General features: G+C 45.7%; 19 protein-coding genes and 1 pseudogene. 8 read left to right on the forward strand and 12 right to left on the reverse strand.

Features of this window, described 5'->3' with window-relative positions:
- Positions 1-9: 9 nt before the first annotated feature.
- The 5 genes from G3M70_14505 to G3M70_14525 all read right to left on the reverse strand — a co-directional run bounded on the left by G3M70_14505 (position 10) and on the right by G3M70_14525 (position 6,737).
- A complete protein-coding gene (locus tag G3M70_14505; GenBank protein ID QPJ63021.1) occupies positions 10-708 on the reverse strand; it encodes a hypothetical protein in 699 nt (232 codons plus the stop codon).
- Entirely contained in the window at positions 705-3,920 is a 3,216-nt protein-coding gene (locus tag G3M70_14510; protein ID QPJ63022.1) for an efflux RND transporter permease subunit, read from the reverse strand. The genes G3M70_14505 and G3M70_14510 overlap by 4 nt, the downstream gene beginning before the upstream one ends.
- Before the next feature lie 10 nt (positions 3,921-3,930).
- On the reverse strand, positions 3,931-5,190 hold the full coding sequence (locus tag G3M70_14515) for an efflux RND transporter periplasmic adaptor subunit (GenBank protein ID QPJ63023.1): 1,260 nt from the start codon (positions 5,188-5,190) through the stop codon (positions 3,931-3,933).
- A gap of 142 nt (positions 5,191-5,332) precedes the next feature.
- Positions 5,333-6,193, reverse strand: coding sequence for a J domain-containing protein (locus G3M70_14520; protein ID QPJ63024.1), 861 nt, complete (start codon positions 6,191-6,193; stop codon positions 5,333-5,335).
- Positions 6,194-6,203: 10 nt separating this feature from the next.
- Positions 6,204-6,737: a hypothetical protein gene (locus G3M70_14525; GenBank protein QPJ63025.1), complete on the reverse strand. Its 534-nt coding sequence runs from the start codon at positions 6,735-6,737 to the stop codon at positions 6,204-6,206.
- A 159-nt stretch (positions 6,738-6,896) separates the two neighbouring features.
- Here G3M70_14525 and tmk point away from each other — a divergent pair, with 159 nt between their 5' ends.
- From tmk to thiI, 4 genes are read left to right on the forward strand one after another with little or no spacing between them, the layout of a single operon-like run.
- Positions 6,897-7,514, forward strand: coding sequence for a dTMP kinase (gene tmk, locus G3M70_14530; GenBank protein QPJ63827.1), 618 nt, complete (start codon positions 6,897-6,899; stop codon positions 7,512-7,514).
- A complete protein-coding gene (locus G3M70_14535; protein ID QPJ63026.1) occupies positions 7,511-8,086 on the forward strand; it encodes a UbiX family flavin prenyltransferase in 576 nt (191 codons plus the stop codon). The genes tmk and G3M70_14535 overlap by 4 nt, the downstream gene beginning before the upstream one ends.
- Positions 8,083-9,273 carry a cysteine desulfurase gene (locus G3M70_14540; GenBank protein QPJ63027.1) on the forward strand — a complete coding sequence of 397 codons (1,191 nt, stop codon included), beginning with the start codon at positions 8,083-8,085 and terminating at the stop codon, positions 9,271-9,273. Before G3M70_14535 ends, G3M70_14540 begins: the two co-directional genes overlap by 4 nt.
- On the forward strand, positions 9,273-10,463 hold the full coding sequence (gene thiI, locus G3M70_14545; GenBank protein ID QPJ63828.1) for a tRNA 4-thiouridine(8) synthase ThiI: 1,191 nt from the start codon (positions 9,273-9,275) through the stop codon (positions 10,461-10,463). Before G3M70_14540 ends, thiI begins: the two co-directional genes overlap by 1 nt.
- Here thiI and folK read toward each other — a convergent pair.
- Positions 10,452-10,949 (reverse strand): 2-amino-4-hydroxy-6-hydroxymethyldihydropteridine diphosphokinase, encoded by a 498-nt coding sequence (folK, locus tag G3M70_14550; protein QPJ63028.1) that lies wholly within the window; start codon positions 10,947-10,949, stop codon positions 10,452-10,454. The two genes, thiI and folK, sit on opposite strands and share 12 nt — an antisense overlap.
- Positions 10,950-10,996: 47 nt before the next feature.
- Positions 10,997-12,226 carry an LL-diaminopimelate aminotransferase gene (locus G3M70_14555; GenBank protein QPJ63029.1) on the reverse strand — a complete coding sequence of 410 codons (1,230 nt, stop codon included), beginning with the start codon at positions 12,224-12,226 and terminating at the stop codon, positions 10,997-10,999.
- A gap of 386 nt (positions 12,227-12,612) precedes the next feature.
- Between G3M70_14555 and G3M70_14560 the strand changes: the two genes are divergently transcribed.
- Positions 12,613-13,380 carry a porin family protein gene (locus tag G3M70_14560; protein QPJ63030.1) on the forward strand — a complete coding sequence of 256 codons (768 nt, stop codon included), beginning with the start codon at positions 12,613-12,615 and terminating at the stop codon, positions 13,378-13,380.
- A gap of 75 nt (positions 13,381-13,455) precedes the next feature.
- Here the strand turns inward: G3M70_14560 and cobT are convergent, their stop codons facing one another.
- From cobT to G3M70_14575, 3 genes are read right to left on the reverse strand one after another with little or no spacing between them, the layout of a single operon-like run.
- Positions 13,456-14,511 carry a nicotinate-nucleotide--dimethylbenzimidazole phosphoribosyltransferase gene (gene cobT / locus G3M70_14565; protein QPJ63031.1) on the reverse strand — a complete coding sequence of 352 codons (1,056 nt, stop codon included), beginning with the start codon at positions 14,509-14,511 and terminating at the stop codon, positions 13,456-13,458.
- A gap of 40 nt (positions 14,512-14,551) precedes the next feature.
- A complete protein-coding gene (locus tag G3M70_14570; protein ID QPJ63032.1) occupies positions 14,552-14,941 on the reverse strand; it encodes a cytochrome c in 390 nt (129 codons plus the stop codon).
- Positions 14,942-14,943: 2 nt separating this feature from the next.
- Positions 14,944-15,681: a hypothetical protein gene (locus G3M70_14575; GenBank protein QPJ63033.1), complete on the reverse strand. Its 738-nt coding sequence runs from the start codon at positions 15,679-15,681 to the stop codon at positions 14,944-14,946.
- 377 nt (positions 15,682-16,058) lie between these two features.
- Between G3M70_14575 and G3M70_14580 the strand changes: the two genes are divergently transcribed.
- From G3M70_14580 to G3M70_14590, 3 genes and pseudogenes are all read left to right on the forward strand, one after another.
- Entirely contained in the window at positions 16,059-17,165 is a 1,107-nt protein-coding gene (locus G3M70_14580; GenBank protein QPJ63034.1) for a GNAT family N-acetyltransferase, read from the forward strand.
- Between the two features lie 3 nt (positions 17,166-17,168).
- Complete coding sequence (locus G3M70_14585; GenBank protein QPJ63035.1) at positions 17,169-18,680, forward strand: class I SAM-dependent methyltransferase; 1,512 nt, start codon at positions 17,169-17,171, stop codon at positions 18,678-18,680.
- 309 nt (positions 18,681-18,989) lie between these two features.
- Positions 18,990-20,195, forward strand: a pseudogene (locus tag G3M70_14590) (IS256 family transposase).
- 126 nt (positions 20,196-20,321) lie between these two features.
- On the opposite strand, the gene bluB reads toward G3M70_14590, so the two are convergent.
- Together bluB and cobS are read right to left on the reverse strand one after the other, a co-directional pair.
- Entirely contained in the window at positions 20,322-21,596 is a 1,275-nt protein-coding gene (gene bluB, locus G3M70_14595; GenBank protein ID QPJ63036.1) for a 5,6-dimethylbenzimidazole synthase, read from the reverse strand.
- Positions 21,586-22,332, reverse strand: a complete 747-nt coding sequence (gene cobS, locus G3M70_14600; protein ID QPJ63037.1) for an adenosylcobinamide-GDP ribazoletransferase — start codon at positions 22,330-22,332, stop codon at positions 21,586-21,588. Before cobS ends, bluB begins: the two co-directional genes overlap by 11 nt.

Raw genomic sequence — 22,332 nt, forward strand, 5'->3', positions numbered from 1 at the left:
TATCTTCAACTAAAAAATCCAGAACAATAATAAAGGCAGTCCTACAGTGCCCAGCAAGGCAGCGCCGTTGAGGCCGTGCAGTATATAAATGTAGTCGGTCAGCGGCGATAACAGGATGTCGACGCCGACACGTCTTACCGCGCTTTCAATGTCGGCTCGATTTAATTCGTCCTTGTTCTTCTTCCGAATCTCTTCAAGAAAATCGTTGATAAAGAAAAATTTGAGGACTTTCAAAATCACAAGGAAGATCATGCGTTTGGCGAAATTGATCGGACCGCCTTTTAACTTCAGGTCTTCGAGAAACTGGTGCCCCAGCTTTTCAAATTTTTCCTCGAGTTCTTTTTTGGGAATCTGTTTGTCCAGATTCGGATAGGAGGCCATTACACCCGTGGTCAATATATCCAGAAGATCGTGCAACCCGACCAGGCCTTCTTTTAATTTCTTTCCAGCTACCCAGAGCGTACAGGCGATGAGTCCGTGAGCCCAGCCAAAGACCGATTGCCACCCGAACGCAACGATAAACGTCAGCCAGTTTAACCAGACACTTTCAATCTCCGGATTGATATAGCCGCTATTGAGCCACCAGACAGCAAGTAGCCCCACGCCGACACCTCCAACAGAAAACAGAAACAGGTAGAGAAATGTGCCAATCAACAAGTCCGCAAAAAACTTCTGCCAATATTGGATGACGTGTGTGCGGTCAGTCATGAAACGGCTACCTCATCAGGTGTGTCTGTCTTTTGCTTATGACTTGAAAATTGAAAACTCATGTCGAGCAGGGCCGGAATCAGGAACAGGGTAAAAATGGTGCTGAACAGCAATCCTGAAAGTATCACAACCCCGATTCCCCGGTAAATTTCGCTTCCAGCACCTGGCATCACCACCAAGGGCAGAAGGCCGAAGATACTGGTCAGGGTGCTCATAAAAATCGGCCTGATGCGGGTGCGAACGGAGTCGAGTACCGCTTTATCATGCGGCATACCTTCTTCACGAATATTAGACAGGGTTTTATACACAATCAGAATCGCGTTGTTGACCACCACGCCGACCAGAATAATAAATCCCAGCATGGTGAGAACGTCCAGGGGTTGCGTAACAAAAACATTGAGGAGAGCCAGACCAAAAACTCCGCCCACGGCAGCCATGGGTACGCTAAGCATGATGATCAATGGGTATCCCCAATGCTGAAACAGTGTGGCCAGAAGAAGGTAAGTAATAAAAATTGCCAGCAGAAAATTGCCTTTCATTGCCTCGCGTGTCTGCTCCAGTTTATCTGCGTTACCAGATAGCTCAACTTTATAGTCACCACTCAATGTTCCATCGTCGACCATGGGTTGGATAATTTGTTTCTTTACGCGGTCAATGGCTTCCTCCAGAGGAATATCCTTTGGCGGTGAAACCTCCAATGTTATGGCACGCTGCCTTTCAAAGTGACGGATCTTTTCCGTGCTTACTGTATGGATAATGTCAGCCACCTGTTTCAAAGGGACCGTCCGGTTCCCCGGTGTGTGGATCATGGTTTGTTCCAGGTCCTGGGTCTTTTGCTCGTTCTGGAGTTTATTGATCAATACAAGATCAATCCCCTCCCTCGGCAGGTAGGGCAGATCCACTTTTTCCGGATCAAGAAAAACTTCGTCTGCATAGACCCCATCGGTCAATGCAGCAACAGAGTACCCTAGCTCATTTGACGACATATTGAGTTCTGTCAATTGCTTGATACGGGGCTTGACCTGAATTTGAGGCTGCCCCAGTTCGATGCCAGGGTTCGGGCGGGTTCTGGAGCCAGGTAAAATTTCACGCAATTTATAAAACGAATCCCGGGCAATGTCCGTCAATTTTACAAGATCCGGTCCGGAAAAGTTTATCTCAATTCCACGGGAACCACTGAGAGCACTTGAAAAAAGAGAAAGCTGTCTGCTGAACGAAAGCATCCCCGGCACCCTGTCGAATTCCCTGTCGAGAATGGCTATCAATTCTCCAGCACGTTCGGGATCTTTCGCTTTGACAACGGTAAACAGACGACCCCGACTCCCGATAAAAAGAAAGTTTCTAACTGCAGGTCCGTCCAGTTTTGATTCTTCAACCGAACCCGGCATTGCTTCCCAATAGGCTCGATAGCTCTGTTCCATCTGGTCGCCGATCCGTGTCATCTCCCCGACATTGTATCCTTGTGGAGGAATCATGAACCCGATGATGACGTTCTGATCTCCTTCAGGCAGGTATTCTGTTTTGGGTAACAGCCACCAGGCCAGCAGGGCAGGGGGTATCGTCAGGGCCAGGATTACCAGTCCCTGAATGGCTCGATTGCGGGAAAGCACATTGATAAAGCCAACCGTGCCACTTGCAAAATTTTTACCCAGCCATCTTAATCCGAACAGATGGCCAAATGCTTTTTTAAAAAAAGAGCTGCCTGATTTGCTCTGGTCCTCAAGTGTCAGCAGTTTATTACTGAGCGGAGGGATGACGAGGATACTGACAGTCATGGACAACACCACTGAAGCACTGATGGCTACTGCGATATCCTGAAACAGTTGCCCAACCTCTTCCTGTACAAAAAGAATCGGGATGAACACTGCCAGGGTGGTCAGGGTACTGGCGAGGATGGCTCCCCAGACTTCCTTTGCCCCCAGTAGGGCCGCCATATGTGGTTTTTCTCCCATCTTGTGGTGACGATGAATATTTTCCAGCACAATGATGGAGGCATCCAGTACCATTCCAACGGCAAAAGCCATACCTGCCAGCATGATGACGTTGATGGTACGTCCCATTAACGTGACGATGATGAACGAGCCGATGACGCTGATCGGAATCGCGAAGGCAACAACCAGGGTGCTGTAGAGGCTACGTAAAAACACCAGCAGGATCACCACTGCCAATACACCACCAAAAATCAGGTTGGTCTGCACCATGTCGATAGCTCGTACAATATAATCGGTCTTGTCGGCAGTCTGGACCAGTTGGAGTCCCATGGGATGCAACAACTTTTCATTCAGGCCTCGGGCGGTTTCTTTCAAATGCCCCATCACCTGCAGGATGTTGGAACCAATCTCCCGCCGTGCATTTATGGATATACCGGGGAGTCCGTTGTGCCTGACGTAATCACGCAGTTCTTCATGAGTGGCTTTGACCTCTGCTACGTCTTTTACATAAACCGGCTTACCGTTGAGCTGAGTGAGGATAATATTTTTTACATCCTCCGGAGATTTGAATTCCCCTGTGGTGCGGACAATATAACGCCGCTTGCCTTCATCAAGATCTCCGCCGCTGATGTTCTGGTTTTGTTTGCGCAGGGTGTCGCGTAAAAATGACACCGTGATACCGCGTTCTGCCAGGGCATTGGGGTCAAAGATGACCTGCAGTTCGGCAGGGCTTCCGCCATAGACATCACTGTCGGAAACACCGGGAACACGTTGGAATCGTGCCTGGATAAAATTTTCAGCGAAATCGCGATACTGGTAAACGTTGATTTTGTCTTTGTATTCCGGGAGAGGCTGCAAAACAAACCAGGCTATAGGCCGGTCGGAGACGTTTGTCGTTTTGATGGTAGGTTCGTCTACATCTTCCGGATAGTCCGAAACCTGCTGCAGGGCGTTGGCGGTTCTTACCAGGGCTTCCTGTAGATTGGTGCCAACCTGAAATTCCAGATATACCTCGCCGCGCCCGGTCTGGGAGTCGCTTTCCATTTCAACCAGACCGACGAGTGATTCCAGTTGTTCTTCCTGTTTGTCGATGATCTCCCGTTCTATTTCTTCTGGGCTGGCACCAGGCCAAAATGTACGGATACTGATTTCCGGCTGGCTGATTTCCGGGGTGAGCTGAATAGGAACCCGTAACAGGGCCATGATCCCAAACATCAGGATAAGGATTACCCCGACGGCAACGGTGACACCGTACTTGAGTGAGTTTCCAATTATGTTCATTAGGGTGGTTTTATTTTTGCTTCACGATGGTGACGGGAGCCCCAGGCTTTAACCGTTCGTTCCCCTGCACCACAACCAGATTTCCGGATTTCAGAGCCTTTTTCTTGAAGTCTACCGAGATCAGGTTGCCTTCCATTTTGCCTGGGGTCACAGGAACTTCTCTGACTGTATTTTTCTTATTTCCTTTGGTCTCGACAACCCACAAAGTGGTGCCTTTGGGGGATTGAACCAGGGCGTCCTTGGGAACATAGAGCCGCTTGCCTGTTTTTGCGGTGGGGTAAATTTCCACGTTTACCAGCATACCATGTGCGATTTTACTGCCTGAAGCATTGACTCGAATCCGAACGGGAAATGTGCGGGAATTGGGGTCGGCCGATGTGACGATTTCAATGATCCGTCCTTTATATTCTTTACTCTTGGTTCCTGTTTTAGGGTTTTCCAGAGTTATCTTGGCAGAATTGCCAACCCTGATACTGTTGTAATGGAACTGCGGGAGGTCGACTTCAACTTTAACGGGATAAGCAGAAGTGATTCCAAATGCAGGGTCTCCTGTTTCCAGCCATTCACCAACCTCTGTCTGCTTACTGACGATATAGCCGTTGAACGGAGCTTTCAATGTGGCACGGTCTATATTATCTTCAATGATTTTAATGCGCGCTCGTGCGGCTTCAAGATTCGCATCCGCTTGTTTGATTTTTTCTATGCGAGGCCCGGCCATATGCTCTTTAAGAACTTCTTCTTTTTCCTGTAATTCCGCGAGGGCACTTTCCGCCTCTGATTTGCTGCGGTCATAGTCGTCAAGGCTGACCACTCCTTCTTCGTATAATTGCTTTATTCTCTTCAGATCACTATCTGCGAGCCTGACCCGGGCCAGGGCCTGGTCTTTAGCAAACCTGGCCGCCTCGATAGTTTCTACACGGGTTCCATTTTTCAATTCCAGCAGGAGAGTTTCCTCGCGTTTTGCTTCCGCCAGGGACAATGCCCGTTCAAGTTCCAGGGGAACCGTCCTCAGTTGTAGAAGGGGTGTCCCCTTTTTTACAAATTGTCCTTCTCGAACGTGGATGGACTCAACCCGTCCATCGATTTCAGCGGCGAGTCTTGTCGAGGCCCATGGAATAACTGTTCCGGGTAATTTGATGATCTCCCGGGGTGACAATGTTTGTGCTTTTGCTACACGGACCGGGGAAGGCGCATTTTTTTTCTGGGCAAAAGAGAGGGAGGCCAGGGCCAGAATCCAGATAACACATAAAATGAAAGTGAAACGTTTCATATAAAAATAGAAAGCCAAAATAAGTACAACAAATCCACTGGCTCAATTAGGGCTATTCCAAAAGCTCCATGTTATCAAGGGGTTCTAGAATAGCACGAAACAAAACGGGTATGGGAAACTTTTCCTGAAATCCTGGAGTTATTTAAACTGCGCCTACGTTGACGGTTAAAATCAGGTCACCCCGCCGATCGTTATTCATTTTACCCTTTTCACGCACTCGTAGTTTTTGTCCCGCTGGCGTGTTTGGGGGGATGTTGACCATAAGTTTTTCCAGAACACCATTGACGGTGTAGGAAAACTGTTTTCTGGCGCCAGCTACCGCTTCATGAGGAGGGATGGTGATCTGAAAATGAAGGTCCAGTCCATGTCCGGCTTCCGGATCAAATATACTTTTTACGTTGTCAAATGTGGAACCGCTGTCCTTCCTGGGAGAACGGCCTCCATGTTGCTTGTCATGTGCCGCCTGCTTAATGGATTTCAGTGCTAAAAGTGAAGCTCCCACTCCTTGTAAAACCCGCAGGCCAAGCCCGACTTTCCCAATCGGACCCGGTACCATGGAAAGCAATCGACCCAGTTTTCCCATCGCTCCGACACCGCCAAAGAGAATGGCGTCAAAGAACCCGGAACCGGATCGGAAGCCCTGATTTTTGAACTGCATGTTGAGGTCGTTGAAGGCGTCGCGTCCGAAGGCCTGCCGGAACATGTTTTCAAAAATTTCCTGCTGGCTGTAATCAAAACGAGGACCTTGTCCTCCCCCCGCGCCAGCATGACCCGCTCCAAAGGTTTTTCTGTAAAGATCGTATTCGGAGCGTTTTTTGGGGTCCATCAGCACCCCGTAGGCTTCTGTGAGATCCTTGAATTTTTCTTCTGCTTTGGGGTTGTTGGGGTTGCGGTCCGGGTGAAACTCTACAGCCAGAGCCCGATAAGCTTTTTTTATAGCCTCGGGATCTGCATTATCCGCGACCCCCAATATGCTGTAATAATCTTTACTTGTTGGTCTCATTACAGTTATTTTACATTCCCCATTGCTGCGGATATATCGTTTCAGCCAATTCAGGACCTTTTAGAGAGGTTTCTTTTTTGGTCGTGGCGAGCTGATAGGTTTTATCTTCGTGCAATAGTTGATCCATGTTTTGAAAATGGACAATAAGAGGGGTTTCAGGAACATCGCTTTTTTTGTCGACCGGGGACAGGATAAACATTTCCCGGCTGAGGACATCCCTGTACTTGCGCTTCATGTTCATTTGATAAGTTTTGTAGCCAGGTCGAGTTTCAGCCCCCAGATAGGGTTCCTTATTGATCACCTTGTAATTTTCAGGGATGTAGACATTCGCGAAATAGTCTGGCCCAAGTGAATGATGTACCGTGGTTTCAACGGTCAACAGTTTTATCTGGTTATCAATCGGCTTCAGGTCCATTTTGACCCAATATGCCCGGTCATGAAAATACAGGTTTTCGAGGGTTACAATCCCGTACAGTAAATTAAGCTGGGATTGAAGCATTATTCCGACGAAAATCCACCCAAAAATTGCCCAGAATTTTTTCATAAGATAATAGTAAGAATAATTGGTTAAATTGGTTTTTAAGAAACCGGATTATTTGGAAAGTTGTGTCAGTAAAACTCTTTTTCTTTAAGGTATTATGAAATAAAATGAAAGTAAAATGCAAACAGTACGGATTGGCCCAAACTTAAAAAATAGGGTTTGATATTGGACAAAGGTTTTTTAATTGTTGCAGAAGGGATCGATGGAGCGGGCAAATCTTCACAATTGAAGAAACTGGCTGAGAACCTCCGGGTCTCAGGGCATGATGTTGTCGAGCTGCGGGAACCAACCAATGGAACCTGGGGCCAGAAAATACGCCGATTGCTTACAGAAGGGCGAGACGGGATAACTCCTGAAGAGGAACTTTCATATTTTAATAATGATCGCCGCGAAGATGTAGCCTTGAACATTCAGCCCGCATTGGAGCGTAAAGCGATAGTCCTGATTGATCGGTACTATTATTCTACAGCGGCTTACCAAGGGGCTTTGGGATTCGACCCTGAGGCCATTTGTCAGGAAAATGAAACATTTGCTCCCAGGCCGGATCTGGTTTTAATGTTCAGCATCGACCCTGAGGTTGGATTGGAAAGGATTTCATCTTCAAGAGACGGTTTCAGCTCTTTTGAAAAACTGGATTACCTGAAACGTGTACAAGCAATATTTAATACTTTTGAAGGGCTCCATATCAAACGCATTGATGCCAACCGCGAAATGGATGATGTCCAACAGGATGTCCAGAACTGCGTCAGTGCGTTTCTAAAAACAGGAGAGATAAAATGAAAAGAATAGTGCTTGCGATCACAGGTGCCAGTGGCATGATTTACGCCAAACGGCTGTTTGATCAATTGCAACCGCGAGCTGAAACCCATGTGATTTTGTCTGAACATGGCGCTGAGGTTCTTCAACTGGAGTTGGGTTTGACAGCAGCTTATTTTGAAAAGGAGAATGCTGAGGTACATCGTAACTCCAGGATGAATGATTCTCTGGCCAGCGGGTCTTTTAAAACCGATGGGATGGTGGTGTGTCCGGGAACAATGGGGACTATTGGACGTATCGCATCGGGTGTTTCGTCTTCTCTGATCGAGCGTGCGGCGGATGTTGTGTTGAAGGAAAAGGGTAAATTGATTCTGGTTCCAAGGGAAACTCCTTTAAGTACGATACACCTCAAGAACCTGCTTGAGCTTGACCAGGCCGGGGCACTTATTCTACCGGCTAATCCGGGGTTTTACGACAACCCGCAATCTGTAGAAGATGTCGCTGATTTTATTGTGGCCCGGATCCTTGATCATCTTGGGATGGAACATCGTATTCAGGAGCCCTACGAACCCAAAAGAAGACAGAAGTCCATATGATTTATCTCGATAACGCAGCGACGACGCCGATGGACCCGGAAGTTATCGAGATAATGAACCGTTCCATGCGCGAGGACTTTGCCAATTCAGGGACGGTATATTCTCTTGGAGTGGAAACCAATCGCAAGTTGGAAAAAGCACGAGCGGGAATCGCGCGGTTCCTGAACCTGCCCCCAGATTTTAATCTGATTTTTACTGGGGGAGGTAGTGAAGCCAATAACCTTTTCATTAAGGGGATTTGTTTTCCCAATAAAAGGGTTGCCAGTACAGGGCTTGACCACCCAAGTGTGACCGAAGCGATCGATTCTATGAAAGAATTTGGTAATGAACCGGTCCGATTGAAGGGGTACTCAATAAAGGGCAGGCTCGAGGAAAAATTTATATCGGAATTGGTTGAAAATCGCGTGAGGCTGCTTTGTTTGACCCACGTCAATAATGAATTGGGAACTGTTCAGCCAATTGAAAAGGTTTCAAATATCCTAAGAGAAGGTTCCCCGCAAACAAGATTGTTCGTCGATGGAGTCCAGGCTGTGGGGAAAATTATCTACACTGAAAAATTCTGGCAGGGTCTTTCCGGGTATTCAATTTCTGCGCATAAATTCAATGGACCCAAGGGAATTGGTTTATTGGTTTATGATTCACGACTGAACTTAAATCCTCAAATACATGGTGGAAAACAACAATATGGAGTAAGGTCCGGTACCCTGCCAGTGCCTCTGATTCTAGGCATGATGCATGCGTTGAAGCTGGCGACAGCGCGAGTCAAAGAAACCTGCAATCATATGGAATCTCTCCATAAATTGCTGGTTGGAGGGTTGAGGCAGATAGAAACCGAAATACCCGAGTTGGATATAAAATTTAATTCAGAACCATCACAGGATTGGGCCCGACAATCCAGTGCCATTTTAAACTTCAGTTTTACACCCGTTGAAGGAGAGGTCTTGTTACACCATCTTGAAGAGAACAAAATTTTTGTAGGCTTGGGAAGTGCCTGCAGTGCCCACTCTAAAGAACCATCAAAAATTTTGATGGGAACAGGATGTACTGAAGAAGAAGCCCTCTGTAGTTTGCGGGTATCGTTCGGTGCTGGAAATACCAGGAATCATGTTGAAACGTTTTTAAAAGAATTTCGAGAAGCCTGGCTCGCCTTATACCCTGCCTTCAGATCCCGGGTCGTATCCACGTGATTAATAGAAGAACCCTCCTCATTCGTTACGATGAAATAGGATTAAAGGGCAGGAACCGGCGGTTTTTTATCGACCGGCTCCGTCAGAATATCCGGTCACGATTAAAGGATCTTGATGGTATTTCGATCAGTGTTCCTCACGGGCGGATTATTCTGGATTGTGACGAAGGCCAAACCGAGGCGGTGGTGCGAAGACTTGGATTTGTTCCTGGAATCGCTTCGCTCAGTGTGGGTGAAATGATGGAACCCGACCTTGATCTGATTTCACAAAAGGGAATTAATTGGATTTCTCCCCTGCTTGAATCCAACCCGGCTCTTAAATTCTGCGTTAGGACAAAACGTTCCCATAAAGGGTATGAAAAGACATCCAGCGAAGTGGACCATGAAGTGGGTGGAAAAATTTTGCAGGCCCTTGGCAATCGGGGGTTGTCGGTCAATTTGGATCGGCCCGATTTTAAACTGGAAATTGAAATTGGAATGAACCACACGGTTGTGTTTCAGAATCGGGTTCCTGGTTTACGCGGTCTTCCAGTCGGCTCGGCTGGCAAGGTCCTCGGTCTTATTTCAGGAGGTATTGATAGCCCGGTGGCCATGTATCGTCTGATAAAAAGAGGTTGCCGGGTGCACGGTGTCTTTTTCGATAACCGCCCGTATATGGGGCAGGGAGGGTATGACAAGGTGATTCGGTTGTGTGGTGTGCTCAATCGTTTTCAGGAGTCCATGCGCCTGCGGGTGGTCCCATTTGAAAATATTCAAGTAGCGATTCGGGACCATTGCAGACCGGAAAACCGCGTTATTTTGTATCGCCGGATGATGTATCGCATTGCACAGGATATTGCTGATTCAGAAGGCTATAAAGCTCTGGTGACAGGAGAGTCTCTGGGGCAGGTGGCCTCTCAAACTCTGGAAAATCTGGATGCTGTGTCAAGGGTGGTTGAAGGTGGGGTGTTCAGGCCTTTGATCGGGATGGACAAAAATGAAATCATAGAAGAGTCCAAGGCAATCGGTACCTATAAAATCAGTATTGAACCACAACCCGACTGCTGTACGGTGTTCATGCCAGATCGCCCGGCTACCAAAGCCAAAATTCCGGAATTGGAAAACGACGAAACGCGGTATCCCTGGCGGGACCTCATGCAGGATGCTATAGAGAAAATAGAAGTGCTTGACCCCGAGCCGTTACCGATCTGATTCTATCCTGTTTATGGTAGATGTGCCGTCCAGTTGAGTTACCAGTTCGCTGATACTTTTTGCATATGTCGGATGTATCCAGTCCGGCGCAATATCCATCATTGGAATCAAAACAAAATCCCGTTCAGCAATTCCCGGATGCGGGACCTTGAGTCCGTCTTCATCGATGGTCTGGTCCCCGAAAAATAAAAGGTCGAGATCGATCAGGCGCGGTCCCCATTTTTCTTTCCTGACACGTCCCATTTTTATTTCAATATCGAGCAATGCATTTAATACTGTGCGAGGCTCAAGTGTCGTTTGAAATTGAGCGATTGCATTGATGAAATCAGGTTGATCCTGAACACCAAAAGGAGAAGTTTTATAAAGAGGGGAAAGAAGGGGGCTATACATTCCTTCTATTTTGGACAAGGCAACAAACGCAGTGTACAAATTATGCGCTGGCTGCTTGAGGTTGGACCCCAGTCCAATGAAGATGGTTTCGGGCATAGCCCCTTAGTCAAAAAGGTTTCCTGAAAGTTGGACTTTGTGCAAAGTTAAAATTCGAACTTCTCAGTCAACAATCGATTTTTTATTTCACCCATAATGCGTTTCTCATCTTCCGCGTCTTTGGCTGCATAAGTTACCGAGAAACGCACATAGCTCCCCACGTTGTCCCAGGGAACAGTCGAGATGAGATGCTCGGTGATGAGGTACTGGGAGAAATCTTCCGCATTCTCAAATCTCCGTCCACCCTGAATGCCGACAGGTGCTTTTACATACAGGAAAAATGATCCTCCGGGCATGCTGGCATTAAATCCTACTCCATTTAATGTTTCTACCAGGAGTTGCAACCGGCGCTTATATTTGGCGACAGTTTGCTCGGTGATCTCCGGGTGGTTAAGGGCATAAATGCTGGCCTTCTGAATTGCAGCGAACTGGCCTGAATCGATGTTGTCTTTCACGTGTGAAAGGGCTTTTACGATCAGCTCATTACCAACCCCGAATGCCATCCTCCATCCGGTCATGTTGTAGGCTTTCGACAGGGAGTGGAGCTCAATAGCGACATCCATACCACCGGGGATCGATAAAATACTCAACCGCTCACCATTGTAGGTGAGGGCAGCGTAGGCCGCATCCTGAATAATGATGAGGTTATTGGATTTTGCAAAAGCGATGGCTTCTTCAAAAAACTTCCGAGTCGCCTGGGCTCCTGTGGGATTGTTGGGATAATTCAAATAAAGGATTTTTGCTTTTGCCGCCATTGCCGGATCGATACTCTTGAGGTCCGGCATAAACCCGTTTTCTTCTGTAAGAGGCAGATTGACTACTTCACCTCCAAGGTATTGGGCGTGGGTGCCCATTACGGGATATCCTGGAGTCGTCATGAAAACCACATCTCCCGGGTTTACAAACATCAAGGGAGCCATCGCCAGGCCGGGCTTGGAACCGATAGTGTGATTGACGTGTTTCGCCGGGTCCAAACCTTTGACCCCAAAAACCGAATCCATATAATCCACTGCGGCCTTTTTGAATTCATCAATACCGTTATCTGTGTATCCACGATTTTCAGGCTTTTCGGCTTCTTCTTTAAGAGTCCTGACAACGCCAGGATCGGCCATGGAATCGGGTTCACCAACCCCCATATCGAACAGTTCCTTGCCGGGGTTTGCTTCAAGCGCCGCTCGCTTGGCGCGTTTTATTTTTTCAAATTTATAGATCGTGGTGTCTTTGCCAAACTGGTTGCCGCCCAGTCGCTCGGCAAACAACTCCTGAATATAGCTCATTGATTTCTCCGTATTGGGACTGCAAGAAGGTTTGCTTAAGAAGGCGATCAATTTAGCCAAAAAGGGGGGGCCTGTCAAGACAGGGGGAATAGAGGTGCTGGAAGCATTTCAGGGAGTGATACAGCACGTTTTAGGCCAACCAACTGTTTTTATTAGATTAATTAAATAAATACGAATAACTATAAATAAATCAATGAGTTAATAAATTTTTATAACATAGGAGTTTGTTTAAATTTAAATAAACTTTAGTCTTTTTAAAGGAAAAGAACAATAAAAATGAATCATTTTTGTTTTGTTTCCTGAACATTTTGTGTAAAATAAATCTATCCCTAAAAGTCGAACCAGAAAAGCGCTTATTTTTCAGCGTCCTTGAGAGGAGAAATCTCATGCAGTTGGCCCGATATTTCAAGAAACCGATAACATGTATTCTGGTGAGCCTTATGCTTGCCGGTGGTCTGATCTCTTCCGCACAGGCGGAAACTTATGTTGGTGCTTCCGTAGGTGCATCCTTCGGTGGCAGCCTGGGCAATACCACTTATAGAGGAAATGCCCCTTTTACTGCTAATACCCTCACTATTCCTGAACTGGATCTGGATGCCTCCACCGCCTGGGGCGTTCGTGTGGGACATTATTTCTCATTTCTTCCATGGTTGGGTGTGGAATTCCAATGGTACCGTCGGCAGCCTGATGCAGACACCAGTGCCGTAACCCTGACAGGATCCGTTCCTGGTGCAACCGGCCCATTTAATTTTACCGGGGCAGCAAATGCCAGTGCTATTGTTGACAATATGGATACCTTCGGGTTTTTGTTCAACGTTCGTGCGCCGGAAAATATGGTCCAAAACTGGGGAGGAATCGAACCCTATGTAGGGGTAGGGCTTGCTGTAAACTCAATTGATATTGAAGAATTCCGCCTGTCCAACCCTGCAGGAACGTTTACTACAAGAAGTGCCAGTGCTGGCGATGTTGATGCAGGATTTCTGGGCCAGGTGGGTGCCAATTACATCATCAACAAACGTTTGCGTGCATTCGGTGAGTACAAATACACTCATGCCAATTTTACTTCGAACCAGTGGGATCCAACTGGAGTCACAGAAACGGATTTCGAAGATCATACGGTTGTGTTTGGTTTGAAATTCACTTTGTTCGAATAAAAAATTAAAGGTTCGTTTAGGGAAATTTCTCTCAGGATAGCGGGGGAATGGGGAGCGCCATCGGCGCTCCCTTTTTTATTGCGCTGAATTTTTTTCGGATACACCGGCATCCCCGAAGGTCGCCATTTCATTGTAAAGTCGTACTCCTCCCTCCAGTAAGGTCATGGCCATGACAGCTCCTGTTCCTTCTCCCAGCCGCATTTCAAGATCCAGTAAGGGGAGAAGGTCAAGTTGTTCAAGGAATGCATCACTCGCAGGTTCCGCGGAGCGGTGCCCGGGAAACAAATATGCCCTAAGGTTGGGTTGAAGCGTTTGAGCCAGTGACGCAGCGGCACAGGAAATCACTCCATCGATCAGGACCGGAGTGCCATTCGATGCCGCTCCAAGATAAAACCCCGCCATAGCTCCAATTTCAAAACCACCAAGCTTTGTGAGGACATCCACCGGGTCAGAGGAATCCGGTTGGTTCCGATTGATCGCTTTTTCGATCACTCTGATTTTATTTTGATGCGTGGCATCGTCTATTCCCGTGCCTCTCCCAGTCAATTCTGAAGGCGGCTTGGCATGTAAGACCGAAAGTATCGCTGTTGCAGAGGTGGTGTTGCCGATTCCCATGTCTCCGGCAACCAGTAAGTCGGCTCCTCCGACTGCCTTTTCCTGCGCAACTTGATAACCCAGATTCAGGGCATCTTCAGCTTGATTTCGCTCCATGGCGGGTTCCTGAACCATGTTGCGAGTACCGTTAGCGATTTTATGAGATAAAAGTGTCGAGTGTTTCGGGAGAGGGGATTTGACCCCGACATCGACCACCGAAAGCTCAGCCCCTGCATGGCGTGCCAGGCTGTTGATGGCTGCTCCCCCGGCGATAAAATTGAGCACCATTTGTGCAGTGACTTCCTGCGGGTAGGCGCTGACTCCTTCCTCGACCACCCCGTGATCGGCGGCAAACAGAACGACAGCCTTCGATTTGATTTCACAGGACTCGGGTCCCTTGATAGCAGCGTAATGGGCTATCCAGTTTTCGAGTTCCCCAAGGCTGCCTCTGGGTTTGGTGAGATTGTCGAGATGGGCGCGAGCCTTTTCAAGATTGTCTTTAGAGATGGGAGATATTGGTTTAATAAAATTTTGCATCAAACGGTCCCGTTGGGATGAAGGAATTTAATATTCAGAACTATTCCTCCTCTTCTTCCTCTTCTATATCTTCCTCTGGGGCAATCCCCGCAGCCTGTTGAGAATAGCGCAGGTATTTAATGATTTCGGTGATTTCCTGGTCCGTATATTTGGATTTCTGCGAAGGCATTTTCCCTGAAGTGGAACCGTTGATGATGGTGTCGCGAATATCGTCGTCCGTAAAATCCGGGGGCAGGAATTCTGCGTCAATCAGTTTGGGGCCTTTTCCACCTCCCATGGCATCGGGTCCGTGGCAGTTTGAGCAGACTTTGTGGAAATACTCCTGCCCGGCCTGATACTCCTTGGGAACCGTTTTAGTAGGGCCTGGAGCACAGGCCGTAAGGGTTCCGAGGCCGGTAACCAGGACCAACCAGCTGATACGTTTTAACACTCTTACCTCCTTTTACGTTTGACGGTATCTATTTTTCCATCGTAATTGTTGTCCACTTCAACGCGGATCAGGTGACCTCTTGAATTGTAGTGGTCCCAGCGGTCCGCTGTGCTATCGCCATTCAGATCGTATTCAACCCGGATCCTTTTGTCACCTTTAAAATAATGCCATTGGTCCGGGTTCCCGTCCCCGGTAGTATCAAACGCGGCGTGAGTCAATTCGCCTAGTTCTCCGATGTATTCCCAGGTATCGAATTTTCCGTCGGCATCACGGTCGCGTTCAACAAGAGACAACTGCTCGTCCTGGTTGAAAACCTTGCGAACCTCTGGTTTCCCATCGCCTTCGATATCTGTTTCGATCTGTTTTAGTCTGCCAAGGCGATCGTAATATTCAGTAAGGGACATAATTCCGGTAAAGATGGGATCCTTGCGAATGCGTATCAGCCCACCCTCCGCTGAATAATACTGGACCTGATCGATTTTGCCATTAAAATCCCGGTCAAGCTCCGCACGAATTAACACTCCGCGCGGATCATAATAGTCCGTCTGATCGATCTGCTCGTCGGCATTTTTATCGTATTCTATTTTGGTTGGAAGGCCGTTGGCAGTCTTGTGTTGCCATTGATCGATCAACCCATCCTCATCCAGATCAATAGGGAACACTTCTGAATTGGCATTTTGTATGAAAATACCGAAAAAAAGCAGGAGAGAAGCTCCAATATGTTTAATAGAAATGTTCATCAGGGTGTAATGTTGTTTGTTTTGCTATCTAGATTATAAGGGAACAACCCCTTTTGAAACAAATAATTGAAAGAATAAAACTTATGAGAAAGAATACTTTATATTAATTCATATAACCATTTTAAGGAAAAAGTACTTAAATTGAAAAATAGGGAATAAATATGGAAATTAAAATTTTGGGCATAAAAATGTATTGAATTGTATTTTATCCGAAGTATTAGATTGGGTATGAAGAGTGTGTTTTAATTTCGGTAAGCAATATTTATTTTTCAAGTAAAATTGAATTTTTATAAGGAGTGAGGGATATTTTTTATTGACAATAATTGGATTGGGGAACAATAATTAGCGATCCACTAAAATTTAGATGAAAATTTAAAATGCCGAGATTTGAAGAAAAAGAAATTTCAAGAAATATTGAAATTGATCCAATAAAAGTTGTTACTGCAGTTAATAAAGAATCTAGAATGCTGCATGCTACAAAGAATATTAAGCAATGGTGTCATTTGTATTATTTAAGAAGAAAAAATGATGGCGGAGTAATAAAGAAAGATGATTTGGTGGAAGCCCTAAATCTAGTTAATCAAGATTTAAGATGCAAAAATTACAAAATCATTTTTATTGCTATGGGATACTCGATTGAAGAGGTTTCTGAGGCAATAGATAGTTTCGAAAATATTAAAGAAAGTAGCCGGGTAGAAATTGTTGTTTCATCAATCCCGGAATTTCATGGAGAAGATGGGGGAAGAAACTCTGCTTCAATCCTTAGGGCGTCTGCAGTAACCTCTACAACTGACTTGTTTTCAATGTTAAGAAAAGCCTTTATTAAGCAAAGGGTCAAAGGTTGGGTGAAGATTAGGCCTCTTCAAGGTAAAAAAGAGTTGAAAGACTATTTTTCCTTGCGATATGACGTATGGAATAATTTGGGGTATATACCAAAGGAAAAAAATGCTGATATATTGAAAATGGAACTAGATTTTTCCGACAGATTTTCATATCCATTAGGCGCTTTCGATCAAAATCAAAATATTATTGGGTGCGCTAGATTAGTTTTTCCAATGCATCAAGTGCAATTATATTATGAAAAATATGTTGATGAAATTGTAAGAGAAGCAAATGATCCTGTTTTAAGTCAAAACTTTCAAGTTCTTGAGAAGTTTCAGCATCCTTTCGATATTTTGGAATCATTTAATGGGTTCGATGACTATTACTCCTCGATGGTAAAAAGAAAAATAAATAAAGCTGAGGTTAGTAGGGTGATTGTTCATCCCGATTTTAGAGGAAGATGGTTGGGGGAGGTTTTAGTTGATTCGTTAATTGATACAGCATATTGTTCTTTTCAAATTAAAGAACTTTTTCTAGCATGTGAAAGTAAAAATGAGGGGTTTTATTCAAAATGTGGATTTGAAATCCTAGAAGGGTTGAGTTGTGAACGATTCGCAAATGTAAATGTCCCGGCAATTGCAATGGGCCTGAAATTATTTTGAGCGATGAATAGTTTTTTTAATAGCTCTATTTTTAACCCCGACCGCGTAATTGGTTTTATTGTTTTTTTAATTGCTTCATGGGGGTCTGTAAATGCTTTGATCCATGAGCTGACGATTCAATATTGGTTGCCTATCCTTTTGCTATTTGTTTTTTCAATTATTTTAATAAGGGGTTTGGAATTAAAAAATTTGAATCTTCCTTTGGGCACCAGTGTTACTTTTTTTAGGGGAATTGATAGGCCTCAAAAGGTACTTAGGCCTGAAGAGGTTGTAGTCAGAAAAGCTTTTTCAGAGAACAAAAGAATTCCTGGATTGGACGCGTCTCCGTTACACCTTTTAAATGAGGGATTTAATTTTAAGACTTTACCTACAGCTGATCCGTTGACACCCATGTATGTTCTGGATTCCAAGTTTAGGATATTAGATTGGAATCAGGCATTGTCGTTGGCATTTGATCAAACTATGGAGGGGAATAGATGGAAAAGTGTATTGGAGTGGACTTACTTTTTGGACAACTATAAAGAGGTGATTGAGCATGGAATAAAAGTGTTTGGGGATAAGGAAAACCTGCCTTCAATTGATATTGAAAATATTACATATACTAGTAAGCGCTATGCAAGACTTAATGGCATTAAGAGAGCTTATAGAATCCCTAAAGATCCGAGTTTGAATGAGGCAGACAATACTTCCCAAACGCGAGGTTGGCTAATTACTATTGAGTTAATGTTCGATGATCCTCATAAAAAAAATCATTATTTTATGGACTTGGTCCATTTATTAAAAGAATCTTTGGTGTGGTCGGAATATTCTTTGTCTTATGATCAAATTTTAATGAATACAAAAGTATATCCAAATCTTTTGTATAGTATTTTGGGGGAGAATAATGAACCGGTAGAATTGATTTCATCCAGCGCTAAAGTTTTAGATATGGGTGCAGGAACTGGGAATTTGACTAGTTTGTTAGCTTCGGAAAAAGGCTCAAATCGGTTGATAGTATCGATTGATAACAATGAAATGATGTTAAATATATTGCGTGAAAAATGTAAAGCACACTTAAGAAAGGATTCGCTTGGGCCAGGAATAATTCCAGTAAAACAAGATATTACCTCTCTATTTGGCCTAAATGATAATTTTTTCGATTATGTTTTGTCAAATAATGTTATTTACAGTTTGGAAGAAAAATCTGTTGTAGATTGCTTGTCTGAAGTTAAAAGGGTGCTTAAGCCTGGAGGAGAAATAAGGATAACTGGTCCAAGAAAAGACGCAAATTTAAAGAAGTTGTTTAGGGCAATTAGAAACGATTTAGAAAAGTCAGGGAAATTCGAGGATTTAAGGGAAAGTTTTGAGCATGTCCAAAATATAAATAATGAATATTTAGATTTGCTTCTCAGGAGGTATTCTAAGGACCATTTAATTGAACTCTTAATATCCGCTGGATTTGATGCCCCATATTTTGTAAATGAGAGAGTTTATGAAGGGCAAGGAATATTAATCTGTTGCAAGAAGTCAATTTAATTTGTGAGTGCCGCGAAATTGGTTAACAGTCAGGCTGTGGCCTTGTGGAAAATGCGGAGCATTTTCCCACAGGGTGTACAAAGCTAGTATTCACCGGACAGTGGCCCTTGTTGGGCATGATGTTTTGGCGGCTATTTTAGCCGTTTTTTTTGTTTTTGCTCCTGTGTTTTATCCGGTTTTGGGATACCGTACGATATTTTTCGCACATTTGATTTGGTCGTATTGGCTGGAAAAAGGAAAGCCCTCGATTGGGTCTGTATACTTCGTTTTGGAAGAAGCCAAAAACAGACTTACCAAGGAGGACTTAAAATGGAAGCGAAGTCTAGGGAAGACGTAGCGTCAAATATTGTATCGATATATGAAGGTAAAATCCAGAGTCATGTGAACGGGATAATGCGTTCGACGGTTGAGGAAACGCTGAACGGTTTTCTGGATGCGGAGGCGGACCGGTTGTGTGGTGCCTCCAAGTATGAGAGGTCGGAGGGTCGGAAGGAAACGTGGGCCGGCCATTATGATCGGAAGCTTCTGACGCAGGCGGGCGAGATGGACCTGAAGGTACCGAAACTGCGGACGTTTACGTTCGAGACGGCGATCATTTGGCGGTAACAGAGGCGTGAATCGTCAGTTGAGGAAGCCTTGATGGAAATGTATCTGGCAGGTATGTCCGTTCGTCGAGTGGAGGACATCACTCAGCAGTTATGGGGAACTCGTGTGTGTCCGGGTACTGTCAGCAAGTTAAGCCAGAAGGTTTATAAAAAGATCGAGGAATGGCGAAACCGTAAGATCGAAGGGGAGCATCCGTATGTGTATCTGAACGGGATTTGTTTGAAACGCAGTTGGGGAGGTGAGGTGAAGAACGTTTCTGTACTGTTGGCCATCGGTGTGAACCGACAGGGATACCGGGTAGTGCTGGGTGTCTGCGAGGGGGCGAAGGAAGACAAGGCCGGATCAAGCAACTTTTTGCGACACCTTAAGGAGTGTGGCCTTAAGAGCGTGAAGCTGCTCGTCTCGGATCTGTGCCTGGGGCTGGTGGAATCGCTTCATGACTTCTATCCGGATGCAGATCCTCAACGATGCACGGTACACTTTTATAGCAATGTAATTTCAGTTGTGCCTCGAAACAAGATGAAAGAAGTGTCGAACATGCTGAAGGCAATCCATGCTTAGGAGGATCGTCAGGCGGTTCTGGAGAAGATTAATGCGGTTGCGGCAAAACTAATGACAATGAAACTGTCGAAAGCATTGGAGAAAGTGAAGACCGGAGCGCATTAAACGTTATCGTATTACAACTTTTTCAGAGAGCACTGGCCGAATATCCGGACGAATAATCCGCTGGAGCGCGTCCTGCGTGAGATCAGGCGCCGGACGCGAGTGGTTGGGCGTTTCCCAGATGGACAGTCCGCATTGATGCTGGCGGCGGCCAGGCTTATGCACGTCGCCGGGACCAAGTGGGGAGCGAGGCGGTACATCAACATGGACCACTTCAAGGAAATGGAGAATCAGAAAGTCGCCTGATCCTGATCTGTGGATTTGATGGAAAACGCTTTAGCGTTTTCCATCAAATCCACAGGTCCAACAACAGGCCTGATTGAGGACTTTCCAATATCAAAAGTGCGAAACTTTCTTGACACTACCAAATTGTTAATTTGACTTGTTTGGTGGATTGGGTAGAGAGACTTTAAATTCGCTGGGTTCACCCTCCCAATGGTTATAAAAGACCAGATCCTTTAGAGACAGGCGGTGGGCCCAACCTTTCTTTTGCAACATGGGTTCACTGTAAAAGCCTTCACAATGTCCCATGCAAAGATAAGCGACCAGTTGCAGGTGTTCAGGGATCCTCAAGTCATTTTTCAGCTTCTGCTTTTCCAAGATAGAAACCCAACCCACAGCCAGTCCTTCTGCCCGTGCCGCAAGCCACAGGTTCTGTACGGCACAAGAGGTGCTGAACAAATCGGTTTCGGGCATTGTGTTCCGTCCCAATACATTTGGACCCATTCGGGATGAATCGCAAGTGACACAGATATTGAGCGGGGCATCCAGAATGCCCTGGAGTTTCATGGACTGATACAATTCTTTCTTGTCTCCTTCAAACTTTTCTGCTCCTTCCGCATTAGCCTGTTTGAAATTCTCATAAATCTTTTGTTTAACAGTTGGGTCATCGATAATGATGAAATTCCAGGGTTGCATGAAACCCACCGACCCTGCGTGATGCGCTGCGTCCAGAACTCGTCCGACCACTTCAGGGTGTATGGGGTCTGATAAGAAATGCCGCATGTCCCGCCGATTATAAATAGCGTTGTAGACTCCCCGTTTTTCAGTTTGAGGGAAGGAATGGGGTGTGGTGCTCGAAATGAAGTTGCCAGAACGAGACGGGGGCTGTTTGACTGTTACGGGCAAACCTGACACCAGCATCACCACTTCATCGAAAGCGACAGCGAAACGTTGATTGATATGGCCGGCGAGATCACGAAACTGGCGACTCATTTCATTATCCGGAACAATGCCGGAGCCAACTTCATTGGTTACCACAGCTACTGTTCCTGGACATTGGGCGATCGTAGCAATTAATTGATCCGCTTTTTGAAAAATAGATTGTTCCGAATGTCCCTTCATCATCAGGTTAGTCACCCAAAGGGTGAGGCAGTCCAATACGATGAGATTATCTTGTGACATTTCTTTTTCAAATATCGGGCTAAGCTCCAACGGCTCCTCAATTGTTGTCCAATCCTTACTCCGTTCTACGCGGTGGCGGACAATACGCTCGCTCATTTCTTCATCGAGCGCTTCGGCGGTAGCCAGCAAAGACTTTTTTCCACTGAAAATTTTAAAGCGGTTGAGCACGTATTGGCTTTTTCCGCTCCGACAACCGCCAGTGATGAGTAATTTGAGACCTGATGCCATAGGTTTAAAATCCATTTGCCATGATTACTGCTCCGACTAAAAATATGCAGGTTTCCATTATCTCACAAAGGGCTCCCAGAGTATCTCCCGTGATTCCTCCGAGTTTTCCAACAACAAACTGGTTGAATAAATAAAAGACACTGATAAATACAACAAGCCCTGCTACTCCAGAACCCAAATCATTTAAAAACAGGATGAGGAAAGGCAGCCAGGCCAGAAACAACAGGAGCCATTTGCCTTTTTGATAAAATGTCGAGTGAGTTCCTCCCTCTGATTTTGCGTGGGGATAAATGACGAGGCCTGCAACCAGGGCTACCCGGGCGATAGCCGGTGCTGCCAGAATCCAGTATTTGGTTTCGGGTGCCGAGAGGGAGATCAGCGCTACCCATTTGAAAGTAAGACAAAAGACCAGTGCCAGTACCCCCATGGTACCGATTCTGGGGTCATGCATTATGGTCAGCATTTCTTCTCGACTTCGGTGTGAGAGTAGGCCATCTGCAGAATCTGCGAGGCCATCAAGGTGAAGTCCGCCTGACAGAACTGCGAGTAATGCAACAACAAAAAGTCCACGAACCTCAGGAAACAGGAAGTCGGTGGCGAATTGGTCGACCCCGAAAATAAATAACCCGATTAGCACGCCTACGATTGGGAAAAACAAGGCGGCGTTGGGGCTGGGCTCAAGACGTGTTTTCCCCACGGGAAGGACAGTCAAAAAACTCAATGCCGAAAAAAAACCTGAACGTTTAGTCAT

This window comes from Candidatus Nitronauta litoralis (assembly GCA_015698285.1).
Taxonomy (GTDB): Bacteria; Nitrospinota; Nitrospinia; order Nitrospinales; family Nitrospinaceae; genus Nitronauta; species Nitronauta litoralis.

Coding starts and splice junctions, on each gene's coding strand:
- G3M70_14505 (QPJ63021.1), bottom strand. CDS start 708: ATGACTGACCGCACACACGTCATCCAATATTGGCAGAAGTTTTTTGCG.
- G3M70_14510 (QPJ63022.1), bottom strand. CDS start 3,920: ATGAACATAATTGGAAACTCACTCAAGTACGGTGTCACCGTTGCCGTC.
- G3M70_14515 (QPJ63023.1), bottom strand. CDS start 5,190: ATGAAACGTTTCACTTTCATTTTATGTGTTATCTGGATTCTGGCCCTG.
- G3M70_14520 (QPJ63024.1), bottom strand. CDS start 6,193: ATGAGACCAACAAGTAAAGATTATTACAGCATATTGGGGGTCGCGGAT.
- G3M70_14525 (QPJ63025.1), bottom strand. CDS start 6,737: ATGAAAAAATTCTGGGCAATTTTTGGGTGGATTTTCGTCGGAATAATG.
- G3M70_14535 (QPJ63026.1), top strand. CDS start 7,511: ATGAAAAGAATAGTGCTTGCGATCACAGGTGCCAGTGGCATGATTTAC.
- G3M70_14540 (QPJ63027.1), top strand. CDS start 8,083: ATGATTTATCTCGATAACGCAGCGACGACGCCGATGGACCCGGAAGTT.
- folK (QPJ63028.1), bottom strand. CDS start 10,949: ATGCCCGAAACCATCTTCATTGGACTGGGGTCCAACCTCAAGCAGCCA.
- G3M70_14555 (QPJ63029.1), bottom strand. CDS start 12,226: ATGAGCTATATTCAGGAGTTGTTTGCCGAGCGACTGGGCGGCAACCAG.
- G3M70_14560 (QPJ63030.1), top strand. CDS start 12,613: ATGCAGTTGGCCCGATATTTCAAGAAACCGATAACATGTATTCTGGTG.
- cobT (QPJ63031.1), bottom strand. CDS start 14,511: ATGCAAAATTTTATTAAACCAATATCTCCCATCTCTAAAGACAATCTT.
- G3M70_14575 (QPJ63033.1), bottom strand. CDS start 15,681: ATGAACATTTCTATTAAACATATTGGAGCTTCTCTCCTGCTTTTTTTC.
- G3M70_14580 (QPJ63034.1), top strand. CDS start 16,059: ATGCCGAGATTTGAAGAAAAAGAAATTTCAAGAAATATTGAAATTGAT.
- G3M70_14585 (QPJ63035.1), top strand. CDS start 17,169: ATGAATAGTTTTTTTAATAGCTCTATTTTTAACCCCGACCGCGTAATT.
- bluB (QPJ63036.1), bottom strand. CDS start 21,596: ATGGATTTTAAACCTATGGCATCAGGTCTCAAATTACTCATCACTGGC.
- cobS (QPJ63037.1), bottom strand. CDS start 22,332: ATGACTAAACGTTCAGGTTTTTTTTCGGCATTGAGTTTTTTGACTGTC.